General features: G+C 70.3%; 12 protein-coding genes. 6 read left to right on the top strand and 6 right to left on the bottom strand.

All coding sequences use genetic code 11. The features are described from left to right. Nucleotides 1–48: 48 nt before the first annotated feature. Both ACFSGX_RS12855 and ACFSGX_RS12850 read right to left on the bottom strand, forming a co-directional pair. On the bottom strand, nucleotides 49–1,191 hold the full coding sequence (locus tag ACFSGX_RS12855; RefSeq protein WP_380930459.1) for a mechanosensitive ion channel family protein: 1,143 nt from the start codon (nucleotides 1,189–1,191) through the stop codon (nucleotides 49–51). After that, nucleotides 1,188–2,228 carry a DNA topoisomerase IB gene (locus tag ACFSGX_RS12850; RefSeq protein ID WP_380930457.1) on the bottom strand — a complete coding sequence of 347 codons (1,041 nt, stop codon included), beginning with the start codon at nucleotides 2,226–2,228 and terminating at the stop codon, nucleotides 1,188–1,190. The genes ACFSGX_RS12855 and ACFSGX_RS12850 overlap by 4 nt, the downstream gene beginning before the upstream one ends. Before the next feature lie 117 nt (nucleotides 2,229–2,345). Here ACFSGX_RS12850 and ACFSGX_RS12845 point away from each other — a divergent pair, with 117 nt between their 5' ends. After that, nucleotides 2,346–2,903 (top strand): type 1 glutamine amidotransferase domain-containing protein, encoded by a 558-nt coding sequence (locus ACFSGX_RS12845; RefSeq protein ID WP_380930455.1) that lies wholly within the window; start codon nucleotides 2,346–2,348, stop codon nucleotides 2,901–2,903. A gap of 86 nt (nucleotides 2,904–2,989) precedes the next feature. Here ACFSGX_RS12845 and ACFSGX_RS12840 read toward each other — a convergent pair whose 3' ends face one another. Continuing rightward, nucleotides 2,990–4,351: a putative O-glycosylation ligase, exosortase A system-associated gene (locus tag ACFSGX_RS12840; RefSeq protein WP_380930454.1), complete on the bottom strand. Its 1,362-nt coding sequence runs from the start codon at nucleotides 4,349–4,351 to the stop codon at nucleotides 2,990–2,992. A 209-nt stretch (nucleotides 4,352–4,560) separates the two neighbouring features. Here ACFSGX_RS12840 and ACFSGX_RS12835 point away from each other — a divergent pair, with 209 nt between their 5' ends. Together ACFSGX_RS12835 and ACFSGX_RS12830 are read left to right on the top strand one after the other, a co-directional pair. Further along, entirely contained in the window at nucleotides 4,561–5,766 is a 1,206-nt protein-coding gene (locus ACFSGX_RS12835; protein WP_380930452.1) for a TIGR04063 family PEP-CTERM/XrtA system glycosyltransferase, read from the top strand. 10 nt (nucleotides 5,767–5,776) lie between these two features. Then, nucleotides 5,777–6,538, top strand: a complete 762-nt coding sequence (locus tag ACFSGX_RS12830) for a hypothetical protein (protein ID WP_380930450.1) — start codon at nucleotides 5,777–5,779, stop codon at nucleotides 6,536–6,538. Between the two features lie 10 nt (nucleotides 6,539–6,548). Here ACFSGX_RS12830 and ACFSGX_RS12825 read toward each other — a convergent pair whose 3' ends face one another. Together ACFSGX_RS12825 and ACFSGX_RS12820 are read right to left on the bottom strand one after the other, a co-directional pair. Further along, on the bottom strand, nucleotides 6,549–6,851 hold the full coding sequence (locus ACFSGX_RS12825) for a hypothetical protein (protein ID WP_380930448.1): 303 nt from the start codon (nucleotides 6,849–6,851) through the stop codon (nucleotides 6,549–6,551). Further along, the gene (locus ACFSGX_RS12820) at nucleotides 6,848–7,030 is read right to left on the bottom strand and encodes a hypothetical protein (protein ID WP_157176375.1); all 183 of its coding nucleotides are present in this window, start codon (nucleotides 7,028–7,030) and stop codon (nucleotides 6,848–6,850) included. Before ACFSGX_RS12820 ends, ACFSGX_RS12825 begins: the two co-directional genes overlap by 4 nt. A gap of 94 nt (nucleotides 7,031–7,124) precedes the next feature. Between ACFSGX_RS12820 and ACFSGX_RS12815 the strand changes: the two genes are divergently transcribed. Next, on the top strand, nucleotides 7,125–7,775 hold the full coding sequence (locus ACFSGX_RS12815) for a S24 family peptidase (RefSeq protein ID WP_380930446.1): 651 nt from the start codon (nucleotides 7,125–7,127) through the stop codon (nucleotides 7,773–7,775). A 70-nt stretch (nucleotides 7,776–7,845) separates the two neighbouring features. Here ACFSGX_RS12815 and ACFSGX_RS12810 read toward each other — a convergent pair whose 3' ends face one another. Then, complete coding sequence (locus tag ACFSGX_RS12810; RefSeq protein ID WP_380930444.1) at nucleotides 7,846–8,022, bottom strand: hypothetical protein; 177 nt, start codon at nucleotides 8,020–8,022, stop codon at nucleotides 7,846–7,848. Nucleotides 8,023–8,176: 154 nt separating this feature from the next. Here ACFSGX_RS12810 and ACFSGX_RS12805 point away from each other — a divergent pair, with 154 nt between their 5' ends. Continuing rightward, nucleotides 8,177–10,195: an autotransporter assembly complex protein TamA gene (locus ACFSGX_RS12805; RefSeq protein ID WP_380930442.1), complete on the top strand. Its 2,019-nt coding sequence runs from the start codon at nucleotides 8,177–8,179 to the stop codon at nucleotides 10,193–10,195. Continuing rightward, on the top strand, nucleotides 10,192–14,373 hold the full coding sequence (locus ACFSGX_RS12800; RefSeq protein ID WP_380930441.1) for a translocation/assembly module TamB domain-containing protein: 4,182 nt from the start codon (nucleotides 10,192–10,194) through the stop codon (nucleotides 14,371–14,373). Before ACFSGX_RS12805 ends, ACFSGX_RS12800 begins: the two co-directional genes overlap by 4 nt. The last annotated feature ends 183 nt before the right edge of the window (nucleotides 14,374–14,556 follow it).

Below are 14,556 nucleotides of genomic sequence, written 5' to 3'. Positions count from 1 at the left end.
AACTCTGCGCAGAGTTCTCGACAGGCTCGAACCAAACGGGGTTGGTAATCAGTCCGGAAACACCGCCCGGCCGTCCGGGCCGCCGGTGAAGTTGAGTTGGGTTGGGTAGGCGAATTCGATGCCTTCGCGGGTGAAGGTGTCGAGGATCGCGAGGCAGACCGCGTGGCGGGCGGCGTAGACGACGTCCCACACCTCCGACCGGACGTCGAACTGCAGTTCATAGTCGAGGCTGGACGCGCCGAACGCGGTCATGCCGGTGCGGACCACGACGCACTTGTCCACGCTTTCGGTCGCGGTGCGGAGCAGGTCCGGGATCGCACGGCAGACGTCGACCGGGGTCTGGTAGATCACGCCGATCGACAGCGTCATGCGGCGGCGGTCGAGCCGGGCGAGGTTGCGCAATTCCTTGTCGAGCAGGTTCTTGTTCGACACGATGATCTGTTCGCCGGTGATCGACCGGATGCGCGTGGATTTGAGGCCGATCCGTTCGACCGAGCCGGATGTGCTGTCCCAACTAACCGCATCGCCGCGGCGGAACGGCTTGTCAAAGATGATCGCGAGCGCGGCGAACAGGTCGGCAAAGATGCCCTGCGCGGCCAGACCGATCGCGATGCCGCCGATGCCGAGGCCAGCGATCAGGCCGGTGACGTTGACGCCGAGATTGTCGAGGATGAGCACGCCCGCGATCGCGAACAAGGCGAAGGTGACGAGTAGTCGGATGATGCCGATCGCGGAGCCGATCGCGCCCTTTTCCGTGTCGCCCGCTGCGCGATGTTCGACGAAGCCGAGGATGATCTCGCGCGCCCAAAGTGCGGCCTGGAGGGCGACGGCGATCGTGAAGACGGCGGTGATGACCGCGGTGACGCCGGCCGGCGTGTTGGCGCCGCCTTCGACCAGCCGGGCGGCGAGCGCCACCATGAACCACATCCGGGTGCGCGTGATCGCGCGGCCGACGATGGTGCGCCACTGGATCGTCTCGTCATGCCCGCGGCAGAGCCGACCGCCGAGCGAGCGGAGGCCGAGCAATGCGAGCACGATCGCCGCGCCGATCGCGAGTGCGATCGCGACCTGGAGCCAGTTGCCGGCAAGCCAGGTCGTAATCTCCCGCGTCAGGCGGTTCATGTCGGCTGCGAAGTCATGGACGGCGGCAGTGGGTCGGACCGCGACGGCGGCGGTGTTGGCGATCGTCATGCGCAGGCGGCCTTACTGCAATGTTCCGCGCCCAGGGTGTCGAGGAAGGCGATCAGCCCGCGCTCCGTTGGCGTGGCGTAGCGCGTGGCACGCGGCAAGCGGACCCGGCCGACCGGGACGCCGCTGCGCGCCAGTTCGATCAGCGCGGGGTGGACATAGGATTTGCGCGCGATGGCGGGCGTGTTGCCGAGCGCGTCGGCGACGGGTTGAAGAAGCTGTTTCAGCGTGATCGGGGTGTCGCCGGCCTCGACCAGCGTGCGGTAGGCGATGACGCTGGCACCCCAGGTGCGGAAGCTCTTCGCGGTGAAGCTGCCGCCGGTGGCGTCCTTGATATAGGCGTTGATGTCGGCCGAGCCGACCGGGTGGGCGCTGCCGTCGGGACATTGATACTGGAACAGATGCTGGCCGGGGAGGTCCTGGCAACGGCGGGCGATCCGCGAGAGGCGCTGGTCCTCGATCGTCAGCCGCTGGAGCTTGCCGGACTTGCCGACATACTCAAGTTTCAGCTTGGACCCGCGGACCTTGGCATGATCGGCGCGCAGCGTGGTGGCGCCGAAACTGTTGTTCGACTTGGCGTAGGTTTCGTTGCCGACCCGGACGCGGCCGAGATCGAGCAGCCGGACGATCGCGGCGACGACGGCGTCCTTGTCCAGCGCGCGGTGGGTGAGGTCTTCCTCGACACGGGCGCGGAGCAGCGGGAGGGCGCGGCCGAAATCGGCGCAGGCGTCGTACTTCGCGGCCTCCTGAGTGGCGCGGAAATCGGCGTGGTAGCGATATTGCTTGCGGCCCTTGTCGTCCCAGCCGACCGCCTGGATATGGCCGTCCGGGCTGGGGCAGAACCAGCAATCGACATAGGCGGGCGGCATCGCGGTGGCGTTCAAGCGGTCGATCTCCGCGCGGTCGCGGACCCGTTCGCCGTGCGGGTCGAAATAGGCCCAGTGGCCGCGGAGCTTGCGGCGGGTGATGCCGGGCAGGGCATCGTCGACATAGCTCAGCATAAGCGGTGGTTCGGTCCGGTCATGGGGGAATAACGGCATGCCCCCCGCGATCGTTCCGGCTGGCGCATCGGGCGGCTTCGCGCCGGAACAGGCGGCGGCGGCACCCGTTCAGGCCCCGACCCCAAGACATCCCCCAAGACATTCGAGGATATCCCCATGCCAGCCATCGCCGACGCCAAGATCCTGATCATCGCCACGGACGGGTTCGAGCAGGCCGAATTGTTCGGACCGCGCGACCGCCTGATCGCCGCGGGGGCGACCGTCGTGCTCGCATCGCCCGCGATGGACCCGATCCAGGGCATGGAGAAGGACGAGAAGGGCGACACGATCACGCCGGACATGACGCTGGATACGGTCGATACCGACGATTACGACGCGCTGATCATTCCCGGCGGCGTCGCGAACCCGGACACGCTGCGCACGATCGATGTGGCCGTCGAGATCGTGCAGGCATTCGACGATGCGGGCAAGCCGATCGCCGCGATCTGCCACGGGCCGTGGTTGCTGGTGGAGGCGGACATCGTCGAGGACCGGACGGTGACGAGCTGGCCGTCGCTGCGCACCGACCTGGAGAATGCCGGGGCGACGACGGTGGACGAGGAGGTCGTGGTCGACGACAACCTGATCACCAGCCGCAAGCCGGACGACGTGCCGGCGTTCACCGACGCGCTGATCGCGATGATCGAGGGCATGGACGACGCCGACGAGGCTTGAGGGGTTAAGCCTGTCGGGAACCCAGCGCGGAGTTCTCGACAGGCTCGAACCAAACGGGGTTTGGGGGTTGGGTAGAGGCCCCCGTGTCAGACCGGCTGTGGTTTGCGAACCTTCGGCGCTGGCCTTGCGAACCCGACCTTCGCCGGCGAACGGGTGCGGCGGAGGAAGGCGTCGAAGCCAATTTCGAGTCCGACCAGCATGTAGATGAACGGCTGGAACGCGATGCCGACGAACAGCGCGCCGACCAGGTAGATCAGGTGAGCGTGCTGGAGCGCGGTGGCGAGCGGGGCGATCCAGCCGTCCTCTTCCGCCGCGCGGGCATATTTGCGGCGCAGGACCTCCATCCGGATCAGGCCGAGCGCGTGCAGCGTGAGCCACAGGATCAGGCCGGGATAGCCCTGTTCCCCGAGCATTTCGAAATAGCTGCTGTGATAGGCGCGGCCGGCATCGAACGCCTGGGTCGTGGACGTGCTGGTGCCGTCGGCGGTGGCGGTCGTCTTGACCTCGTCGATCACCAGACGGTTCTGGCGGTACGCCTCGAACCCGCCGCCGAACGGGTGCTGGCCGACATAGCCGAGCGTCCATTTCCACACCGCGATGCGGGTGGAGGCGCTGTTGTCCGCCTTGTAGCCCTGGATCGTGTCCATCCGCTGCGTGTAGCTTTCGGGCAGGAACGGCACGGCGATGCTGAGCGCGACCGCGATGCCCGCGACGTACAGGACGCGGCGCTGGACCGAGCGGAGCATCAGGACGGCGAGCGCCGCGATACAGATGATCCCGGTGCGCGCCTGCGTCCCGACCGGGATCAGCAGGCAGGCAAAGATAAGTGCTGCAGCATAGGCGGTGACCAGCTTGCCGCGCGGGTAGATCGTGCCGTAGCGCGCCAGCCAGAGGATGAGCGGGATGATCGCGACCGCGACGGCGGAGATCGTGCTGCTTTCGTACAGGCCGCTATTGTTGTCGATCATGAGGTTCAGCACGCCGTAGCCGCCGCCGGACACGACCGTCTTGATCCCGCCCACCACGATGATCGACGAGGCGGACAGCACGAGGAAAAGCGCCATCGATTCGATCCGCAGCCGGGTGCGGAGCGTGAGCGGCAGGAAAATCGCGAAGGCCATCGCCTTCCACACCCAGCCCCATTTGGTGAGCGCTTCCACCGGGAAATCGGCGGTCAGCGTCGTCCAGAAACAGTAGAGCAGGAGCGTGAGCATCAGTGATTGGCGGACGCCGAACCGCGCGCCGCTCTTGTCGTCCGCCACCGCCCAGCCGAGCACCGCGAGCGCGACGCAGATCAGCGAAACCGGCACCGAATTCAGCAGATAATAAGCCAGCCGCTGCGGCGAGACGATGTCGACATAGGCATAGGCGAGCACGAACAGGAACGGGCGGCGGAACCCGAGCAGGATCAGCGCGGTCAGGAACCCGATGAGGCCGAGGTCACGCATCGGGCGTGCCCGGGCGTTCGGGCTCGCGGTCCAGATCCGGCCGCCGCACGATGCGCCATGCGGCGAACAGCAGCAGGCCGTGGCTGAGCGCGAGCGAGAACAGGTCGATCATGGCCTGTTCCCCTTTCCGGATCGGCTGCGTGGTCGGGTCGACGATATCGTCCAGCGGTTGACACGTCGTTAAGCGCCGTCATGGCACAGAGTTGCCCATGCGTATTCTCCATATCCTCGATCATAGCCTGCCGATGCACAGCGGCTACACGTTCCGGACCCGCGCGATCTTGAAGGCGCAGGTGGCGCGTGGGTGGGACGTGATGGCGGTGACCGGGTCGCGCCATGTGGCGGCCGGGCCGACGGAGGAGGTGGTCGACGGGCTGCGCTTCCACCGCGCGGGCAGCGGATCGCGCGCGCCGTCGCCGATCGGCGAGTGGCGCGACATCGCCGCGCTGGAACGCAAGGTCGATGCGCTGGCGGCGACGTGGAAGCCCGATATCCTGCACGCCCATTCGCCGGTGATGACCGCGATCGCGGGCGGGCGGGTGGCGCGGCGGCGTGGGTTGCCGTTGCTGTACGAGATCCGCGCATTCTGGGAGGATGCGGCGGTCGGCAACGGGACGGGCACCGAAGGATCGCTGAAATATCGCGCGATCCGCTGGCTGGAGACGCGTGCCGTGGAGCGGGCCGACGCGGTCGCGGTGATCTGCGAGGGATTGCGCAGCGACCTGGTGGCGCGCGGAATACCGGCGGACAAGATCATGGTGTCGCCCAACGGCGTGGACCTGGGGCTGTTCGGGTCGCCGCCGCCGCCGGACCGGGCGCTGGCGGCGGAACTAGGGCTCGATGGGGCCGAGGTGATCGGCTTCGTCGGGTCGTTCTACGATTATGAAGGGCTGGACGACCTGATCGCGGCGATGCCCGCGCTGGTCGCGGCGCGGCCGGCGGCGATGCTGCTGATGGTCGGCGGCGGGCCGATGGAGGCGGCGTTGCGGACGCAGGCGGCGGCATCGCCGGTGGCGGACCGCATCCGGTTCGTCGGACGCGTGCCGCATGACCGGGTGGAGGCCTATTACGGTTTGATCGACATCCTGGCGTATCCCCGCAAGCGGATGCGGCTGACCGATCTGGTGACGCCGCTGAAACCGCTGGAGGCGATGGCGCAGGGCCGGCTGGTGGCGGCGTCGGACGTCGGCGGGCACCGCGAGCTGATCGAGGACGGGGTGACTGGCACGCTGTTCCCGCCGGACGATCCTGCGGCGCTGGCGGCGGCGCTGGCCGCGTTGCTGGCCGATCGCAGCGGATGGGAGGCGCGGCGCGCGACGGCGCGGGCATTTGTTGAACGGGATCGTAACTGGTCGGAAAATATATCACGCTATGATCCCGTTTACCAAAGGTTGGCGAGTCGCGGACGGATATGAGGACAGGCGAATGACCAGGCCGAATGCGCGTCGCATGATCGACGCGATCGAACGGACCCCGCTGGCGGTGCCGATGGCGCTGCTGACCGCCGCGGCGGCGTCGTTCCTGGCGTTCGCGGTGCCGGCTGCGGTCATGGTGCGCGCGGTGGGGATGACCGGGGTCGCGCCGCTGATCGCGCGGGTCGGGTCGTTCGGGACGACGCCGCGCGCGGTGCTGATGCTGGCGGCGGCGTTGATCGCCGGCGGCGCGGTGTGGTGGCTGTTCCACCGGTTGGAGAACCCGCGGCAGCCGGTCGAGGCGGAGCTGCAGATCGACCTGTTCGCGCCGGAGGAGGTCGAGGCGCCCGCGCCGGCGCCGCAGCTGCGTCGGGCCGATGCGCATCCGGATGCGCCCGCCCGGCGGCCGTTGTTCGCGGCATCCGACCTGGGCACGCCGATGGACGATATCGATCCGGAACCGCTGCCGTTCGGGCGGCCGCCGCTGTTCGTGGCGCCCGTGGTACCGGTGGCGGAGGAGGTCGTGGACGACCCCGACACGCTGTTGCTGGATGAGAGTTATGCGAGCGTCGCGCCGGATGTTGCTGACGACAACGCGGTGATCGATCCGCAGCACGATCTGGTGCCGGAGAAGGAGACGATCGCGGCGTTGATGGCGCGGCTGGAGCGTGGGCTGGAACGGCGCGGCGGTGGTGCGATGGCGCAGCAGGCGGCCGCCGATGGCGGGTTGCGCGATGCGCTGGACGAACTGCGGCGGATGACGGCGGGGCGCTGAGCGCCGCGCGTCAGGCCTCGACCAACGTCAGGGCCTCCACCAGCAAAGTGTCGGCGTCCGCATCGGCGGTGATGCCGGCGAGCAGGTGACCGCGCAGCGCGAAGTCGTCCTCCGCCACGGTCGCGGCGAACGCATCCGCCGCGGGCCGGTCGGGACAGCTGAACAGCAGCCGGTGGCGCGTGCCGACGAACGTCGCGCTGGCCCAGGGCGTGCAATCCTGTTCGAGTAGCTGCGTGCCGGCGGGGAGCCGCGCGAGCAGGGCGGCGGCGAGCAGTCGGCCGGGCTCGGGGCCGCGCAAGGGAGCCATCATCATCGGCCGGCATCCTGTGCGGCGAGATAGGCGACGACGCGCGCGATGGTGCGCGGGCGTGGTTCGCGGCCGCGGCGCAGGTCCGTCACGAAGCGCGGATCGCCGACCGCCTCCCGCCCGAATCGCGTCGGGGGCAGGCCGGTGCGGCGGAGATGGCGTTCGATCGTCGACAACAGATGCACGGTGCTCGCTCCTAGCGTCCCGGTGATTATGTTCGTGCTTTGTTCTCAATCAATTCCTACTTGTCTAGGAAAAATCCTAGCGGTAGGAGAATCCGTGGATAACGAAGACCCCCGCGCCGCGATCGAACGGCTGTGTCGCGAGCGTGGCGAGGACTTTGCCGGGCTGTCGCGGTTGCTGGGGCGCAATCCAGCTTATGTGCAGCAGTTCGTGCGGCGCGGGAGCCCGCGGAAGCTGGACGAGGCGGACCGCGCGACGCTGGCGCGCTATTTCGGCGTGTCGCAGGCGGCGTTCGGTGGGCCGCCCGTGCCGGAGCGGGTGGCGCCGGTGTTGCGCCAGGTGCCGATGCTCAACGTGGGTGCGTCGGCCGGGCCGGGGGCGGTGGCGGGCGACGAGGCCGCGGCGGGCGGGATCGCGTTCGACGAACGCACGCTGCGCGGGCTGGCCGGGGGCGACCCCGCCGCGCTGTCGATGATCCGGGTGGCGGGCGATTCGATGGCGCCGACGCTGGCGGACGGCGACCGGATCATGGTGGACCGCGGTGCTGCGGACCGGCCGCTGCGCGACGGGATCCACGTGGTGCGACTCGACGATGCGCTGGTGGTGAAACGGGTTGCGGTGACGGGCGATGCGGCGCGGGTGGTGCTGACCAGCGACAATCCCGCGGCGGTCGATCCGGGTGAGCGGGCGCTTGCGGACGTGACGGTGGTGGGGCGGGTCGTGTGGGTCGGGCGGCGTTTGGGGTAAGGTCGGCCGTCTCGGCTGCGCTCGACGGGGTCCCTCGACTTCGCTCGGGATGGGCGGGTTTAGGCTTCGGTCAGCCGCGGCGCTGGATCATCCATTGGGCGAGCGCCACGAGCAGGCCGGCGCCGAAGCCGATCAGCAGGCCGGCGGTCGTCTGGCCCATTGCCATGCCGGCCACCGCGCCGACGATCGCGCCGAGCGCAAGGAAGACGCCGCCGCCGGAGCGGGGTGGGCTGGCTGGGGGTGTCATGGCCATGTTCATGCCAGCATGTGCGAACCGGCGCCAGTCGTGCGGTGTGCGGGAGGGGGTCGCGGTGGCCGGGGGGCCTCGTGCGCCGGGTCGAACCGGGTGCGCGTAGAAGCCGCTGGCGGGGCGCGGTTTGCGTCGCTAGGCAGGGGGCATCATGGTTCCCGTCAGCCCGCGGCGCAAGCACGCCTGTTTCGCGATGGCCGCCCTGCTGGCACAACCGGCGGCGCTGGCCGCGCAAGCTCCGTCGCCTGCGTCGCAGCCCGCCCCGGCGGCCGTTCCGGAGCCGGTCGCGCCGGGCCCGGTCGAGTTGCTCGATCCCAATTCACCGCTGGCGCCAATGGCGGACCTGGGCGTCGCCTGGCCCGATCTGGCGGTGTCGGATCCGACCGAGGCCGGGGCGGCCGCGGCGGCGACGGGGCGCGGGGCGGGTGTCGTCGATGCGGCGGCCGAGCAGCGCTACCGGATCGTGCTGGACGGGCTGAACGGTGTCGGCGATGCGCGGTTGCGACCGCGGTTCGATATCGCGTCCGCGCTGGTCCAGGGATCGGGATCGCCGGCCAACGTCGCGCAGATCGAGCGGCGCGCGCGGGAGGATGAGGGGGTGCTGACCGAACTGCTGCGCTCCTACGGCTATTACGACGCCAGTGTCGATGCGCGGGTGGAGGCCGATCCCGCGACGCGCCGGGTGGTCGTGACGCTGACCGCCGATCCGGGGGCGTTGTACCGGTTCGCGGATGTGGAATTGCCGGGGCTCTCGGCGGCGGGGGGCAAGGCGCCCGTGCTGGCCGATGCGTACGGCGTCACCAAGAGCCAGCCGGTCGATGCGGAAAAGGTGCTGGCGGCGGGCGATGCGTTGAAGACCGCGCTCGGGCGGCAGGGGTTCGCGTTCGGGACGGTGGCGGAGCCGGAGGTCGTGATCGATCACGATACGCGCACCGCGACGCTGGCGATCGCGGTGAACCCCGGCGTGGCGCAGCGGTTCGGCATGATCCGGGTCGAGGGATCGCCGCTGTTCAGTGCCAAGCATCTCGGCCGGATCGCGCGGTTCAGGCCGGGCCAGCCCTATGACGCGGCGCTGCTGGAGGATTATCGCCGCGCACTGATCCAGACCGGGCTGGTGTCCACGCTGAAGGCCGTACCGGTGGCGGGCGCGGATGCCGGGACGGTCGATATCGCCACGACGCTGGAACCCGCGCCGCCGCGGACGATCGCCGGGACGGCGGGCTATGGCACGGGCGAGGGCATTTCGACCGAGGTCAGCTGGACGCACCGCAACCTGATCGCGCCCGAGGGGGCGGTGACGGTGCGCGGCGTGCTGGGGACGCGCGAACAGCAGGCGGGCGTGTCGCTGCGCCGCAACAACTTCAAGGCGCGCGACCGCGTGCTGACTGCGAACGTGACGGCGGCGAACATCAACCGCAACGCGTACGACGCGCGGACCTTCCAGCTGTCCGGCGGGCTGGAGCGGCAGAGCAACATCATCTGGCAGAAGACCTGGACCTGGAGCGTCGGCGCGGAACTGCTCGCGTCGGACGAGCGCGACACGATCGTGGCGACCGGCCAGGCGCGGCGCCGGACGTTCCTGATCGCGGCCCTGCCGGGGACGCTCGGCTATGACGGGTCGGACGACCTGCTGAACCCGACGCGCGGGTTCCGGCTGTCGGGGCGGCTGTCGCCCGAACTGTCGTTGCAGTCGGGGACGTTCAGCTATGCCCGGACGCAGGTGGACGGCAGCGCGTATCTGCCCGTCACCAAGGCGGTGACGATCGCGGGGCGGACGCGGCTGGGCACGATCGTGGGGGCGGAGCGCGACAGCATCGCGCCGTCGCGGCGGTTCTACGCGGGCGGCGGCGCGTCGATCCGCGGCTATGGCTATCAGGCGGTGGGGCCGGTCGATATCGACGGGGACCCGATCGGCGGGCGGAGCCTGACCGAGTTTTCGATCGAGGCGCGCGTGCGGGTCGGCGATTTCGGGATCGTGCCGTTCCTCGACGCGGGCAATCTCTACACCTCGCCGTTGCCGCGTTTCACGGGGCTGCGCTTCGGCACCGGGATCGGCGCGCGTTATTATACGAATTTCCGGCCGATCCGGGTCGATGTCGGCACGCCGCTCAACCGCCGGCGCGGCGAGGCGCGGGTCGCGGTCTATGTCTCGCTGGGGCAGGCGTTTTGAGCGACGCGGTCGCGCGCAAGCCGCGGTTCCGGCCGTTGCGCTGGCTGGGCGGGCTGTTGCTGGCGCTCGCCGCGCTGGCGCTGGTGACGGTGTGGGCGATCGATACCGGGCCGGGGCACCGGTTCCTGACCGACCGGATCGCGGCCTTGCCGATCAAGTCCGGCCTGCGTGTGCGGATCGGGCGGATCGACGGATCGATCTGGAACCGCGCGACGATCCGCGACCTCAGGCTCTACGACCTGAAGGGGCAGTTTCTGGAGGCGCCCGAGGTGCGGCTCGACTGGAACCCGGCGGCGTGGATGCGCAACGTGCTGGACGTCAACATCCTGTCCGCGCCGCTGGTGACGCTGGACCGGTTGCCGGTGCTGCGGGCGAGTGCGGAGCCGGCGGTGCTGCCGTCGTTCGACCTGCGCGTCGGGCGGCTGGCGATCACGCGGCTGGAACTGGGCGCAGGGATCACCGGCGGGCGGGTGCGCGCCGGGCGGATGACGGGGTCTGCCGATATCCGCGACGGGCGGGCGATGGTGATGCTCGACGCCGCGGTGACGCGCGCGGGCAAGGCGGGCGGCGATAATCTGCGCGTGCGGCTGGATGCGCGGCCGGACAGCGACCGGTTCGATGTCGACGTCGCGCTGGATGCGCCGGCCGGGTCGGTTGCGGGGCGCTGGCTGGGCACGCCGCGGCCGGTGACGTTGCGGATCGACGGGGACGGGCGCTGGACCGACTGGCGCGGGCGGGCGCAGGCGACGTTGTCCGGGCGGTCGATCGGCCAGCTGGCGTTGCGCGCGGCGGCGGGGCGTTATGCGCTGGACGGTCGGGTGGCGCCCGCGCCGTTCCTGTCGGGCAAGCTGCAGCGGCTGTCGTCGCCATCGGTGACGGTGCGCGGGTCGGGGACGCTGGTCGATCGGCGGCTGGCGGGTGAGATCAAGCTGCGCAGCCGGGCGCTGATGCTGGATGCAAAGGGCGCGGTCGACCTGACGCGCAGCCGGTTCGGGGCGATGGCGGTGCGCGCCGACCTGTTGCAGCCCGCCGCGCTGTTCCCGAACATGACGGGGCAGAAGATCAGCCTGAAACTGACGCTGGACGGTCCGTTCAAGACCGCGGCGTTCGATTATCTGGCGACCGCGCCGCGGCTGGCGTTCGATGCGACCGGGTTCGAGGATGTGCGTGCTGCGGGGCGCGGACGGCTGTCGCCGAACGGGCCGGTGGCGGTACCGATCCGGCTGACCGCGCGGCGCGTGACCGGGGTGGGCGATGTCGCGGGCGGGATCCTCGCGAACCTGTCGGTCGCGGGGCAGGTGCAGGCGACCGCGCGGACGCTGACCGGCACCGGGCTGGCGTTCGATTCGGACAAGCTGAAGGGCAAGCTGGCGCTGCGCGTCGACCTGGTCACCGGGCGTTACGACGTGACGATCTCGGGGCAGTTGCGGCGGTATTTGATCCCGGGCCTCGGGATCGTCGAGGTGACGAGCGACCTGAGCGTGGTACCGGACCCGAGCGGGCGCGGCACGCGTGTCGAGGGGCGCGGGCAGGGGCGTGTGCTGCGGCTCGACAATGCGTTCCTGGCCGGGTTGGCGGGCGGGTTGCCGCGGATCGACACGCGGCTGGTGCGCGATCGCGACGGGGTCCTGCGGTTCAGCGACCTGGTGCTGACCGCGCCGACCATCACGATCCGCGGCACGGGGATGCGGCGGCGCGACGGGACGTTCCAGTTTGCGGGGAGCGGGCGGCAGGCGCGGTATGGGGCGTTCGACATCGGGCTGGACGGGGATATCTCTCGGCCGCGGGTGGAGTTGCTGCTGGCGGCGCCGGCCGATCCGCTGGGGCTGGCGGCGGTGCGCGCGACGTTGTTGCCGGATGCGGGCGGGTATCAGTGGCAGGCGGCGGGTGGGTCGACGCTCGGGCCGTTTGCGGGTCGCGGGCGGATCGATCTGCCGAGCGGGGCGCCGGCGGTGGTGCGGGTAGCCGCGCTGAACGTGTCGGGGACGACCGCCGTCGGCGCGCTGCGGTCCGATCCGGGCGGGTTCACGGGCGTGCTGACGACGGCGGGCGGCGGGATCGACGGGCGGTTGCTGTTCAGCCCGGTCGGCGATGTGCAGCGGATCGAGATGCATCTGGGCTTCGCCGCGGCGCGGCTGGCGATGGCGGTGCCGGTCGAGCTGCGGCGCGGCAAGTTGGACGCGGTACTGCTGCTCGATCCGGCGGGCACGTCGGTGGAGGCGACCGCGACGGCGGCGGGCGCGCGGCGCGGCGATGTGTCGATCGCGCGGATCGCGGGCAATGCGCGGCTGCGCGGCGGGCGCGGGACGGTGCGTGCGTCGGTGGCCGGATCGCGCGGGCGGGCGTTCGAGTTCCAGACGGTGGCGCAGGTTGCGCCGGACCGGATCGAGCTGATCGGATCAGGGACGCTCGACCGCAAGGCGATCCGGTTGAGCCGACCGGCGGTGCTGACGCGCGAGGGCGATGGCTGGCGGGTGGCGCCGACCGCGCTGACCTATGATGGCGGCACCGCGACGGTGGGCGGGCGGTTCGGCGCGGGGGACGCGACGGTCGATGCGACGCTGGCGAGGATGCCGATGTCGCTGCTCGATCTGGCGTTTCCGCAGCTGGGCGTCAGCGGGCTGGCGAGTGGGCAGCTGACGTACCGGCTGCCCGGAGGGGGGCAGGTGCCGACCGGACGGGCGGACCTGCGGATCCGCGGGCTGACGCGGTCGGGGCTGGTGTTGTCGTCGCGGCCGATCGATGTCGGGCTGGCGATGGTGCTGGACGCGCGCGGGCTGGCGGCGCGATCGGTGGTGGCGAGCGGCGGTGCGATCATCGGCCGGGCGCAGGGGCGAATCGGGCCACTTGGCGGCGGCGCCGGGCTGGCCGAGCGGTTGCGCGCCGCGCCGATCTTTGCGCAGCTACGTTACACGGGGCCGGCGGATACGTTGTGGCGGCTGACAGGGGTCGAGACGATCGACCTGTCCGGGCCGGTGGCGGTGGGGGCCGATATCGGCGGGCGGGTGTCGAGCCCGGTGATCCGCGGGTCGATCCGGACGAGCGGCGCACGGCTCGAGAGCGCGGTGACCGGCACGGTGATCCAGGGGATCGTCGCGGCCGGGCGGTTCGACGGTTCGCGGCTGGTGATGGACAGTTTCCGCGGGGCCACGCCGCGCGGCGGGACGGTGGCCGGGCGCGCGACGTTCGATCTGGCGGCGGCGCGCGGGTTCGGGATGGATATCGCGCTGGATGCGAACAAGGCGGTGCTGCTGGCGCGCGACGATATTGGTGCGACGGTGACGGGGCCGCTGCGCATCCAGTCCGACGGGGTGGGCGGCACGATTTCGGGGACGGTGAAGCTGGACCAGTCGCGGTACCGGCTGGGGCGCGCCGCGGCGGCGTCGATCCCGCGGCTGAACGTGCGGGAGATCAACCGGCCGGACGATGTGTCCGACCTGCCCGCGGCGACCGCGCCGTGGAAGCTGGACCTGAAGGCGGACGCACGCACCCGGATGATCGTGAGCGGGCTGGGGCTGGACAGCGAATGGCGGGCGCAGCTGGGTATTGCCGGCACAGTGGACAGTCCGCAGATCACCGGGCGGGCGGACCTGCTGCGTGGGAATTACGAGTTTGCGGGGCGGCGGTTCGACATCGATCGCGGGTCGATCCGCTTCCAGGGCGAGACGCCGGTCGATCCGGTGCTCGACATCGTGGCGAACGCGAACATCCAGGGGTTGAGCGCGAGCATCCGCGTGTCGGGCACCGGGCTGCGTCCGCAGGTCGATTTTTCGAGCGTGCCGGCGTTGCCGGAGGACGAGCTGCTGTCGCGGCTGCTGTTCGGGTCGTCGATCACGACCTTGTCCGCGCCCGAGGCGTTGCAGCTGGCGGCGGCGGTGGCGTCGCTGCGTGCGGATGGCGGGGGGGGCATGAACCTGAACCCGATCAATGCGATCCGCCGCGCGGCCGGGTTGGACCGGCTGCGCATCCTGCCGGCCGACGTGGCAACCGGGCAGGGGACGTCGGTGGCGGCGGGGAAATATATCGGGCGGCGGACCTACCTGGAGGTCATCACTGATGGGCAGGGGTATAGCGCGACGCGGCTGGAGTATCGGATTACGCGGTGGCTTTCGTTGCTGTCGACGATTTCGACGGTCGGGCGGCAGAGTGCCAATGTGCGGGTTTCTAAGGATTATTGAGGGGGTGTGTGCGCTTCGGGCGTCGGCTTCTCGGCTTCGCTCGAAGGGTCCCTCGACTTCGCTCGGGATGGACGGAACTAACCCCGTTTGGTTCGAGCTTGTCGAGAACTCAGCGCTGAGTTCTCGACAAGCTCGAACCGAACGGGGTGAGGGGTTTGGGTCTGGAGAGATGCTGAGTTAGGT

Source organism: Sphingomonas arantia (assembly GCF_042682045.1).
Lineage (GTDB): Bacteria > Pseudomonadota > Alphaproteobacteria > Sphingomonadales > Sphingomonadaceae > Sphingomonas_R > Sphingomonas_R arantia.
The sequence above is the reverse complement of the archived record's forward strand: the minus strand, read 5'-3'. Positions and strand labels throughout refer to the sequence as shown.

Excerpts from the sequence above, each read along its gene's own strand:
- ACFSGX_RS12845 (WP_380930455.1), top strand. The coding sequence starts at position 2,346 with ATGCCAGCCATCGCCGACGCCAAGATCCTGATCATCGCCACGGACGGG.
- ACFSGX_RS12855 (WP_380930459.1), bottom strand. The coding sequence starts at position 1,191 with ATGACGATCGCCAACACCGCCGCCGTCGCGGTCCGACCCACTGCCGCC.
- ACFSGX_RS12840 (WP_380930454.1), bottom strand. The coding sequence starts at position 4,351 with ATGCGTGACCTCGGCCTCATCGGGTTCCTGACCGCGCTGATCCTGCTC.
- ACFSGX_RS12810 (WP_380930444.1), bottom strand. The coding sequence starts at position 8,022 with ATGACACCCCCAGCCAGCCCACCCCGCTCCGGCGGCGGCGTCTTCCTT.
- ACFSGX_RS12835 (WP_380930452.1), top strand. The coding sequence starts at position 4,561 with ATGCGTATTCTCCATATCCTCGATCATAGCCTGCCGATGCACAGCGGC.
- ACFSGX_RS12830 (WP_380930450.1), top strand. The coding sequence starts at position 5,777 with ATGACCAGGCCGAATGCGCGTCGCATGATCGACGCGATCGAACGGACC.
- ACFSGX_RS12825 (WP_380930448.1), bottom strand. The coding sequence starts at position 6,851 with ATGATGATGGCTCCCTTGCGCGGCCCCGAGCCCGGCCGACTGCTCGCC.
- ACFSGX_RS12805 (WP_380930442.1), top strand. The coding sequence starts at position 8,177 with ATGGTTCCCGTCAGCCCGCGGCGCAAGCACGCCTGTTTCGCGATGGCC.
- ACFSGX_RS12850 (WP_380930457.1), bottom strand. The coding sequence starts at position 2,228 with ATGCCGTTATTCCCCCATGACCGGACCGAACCACCGCTTATGCTGAGC.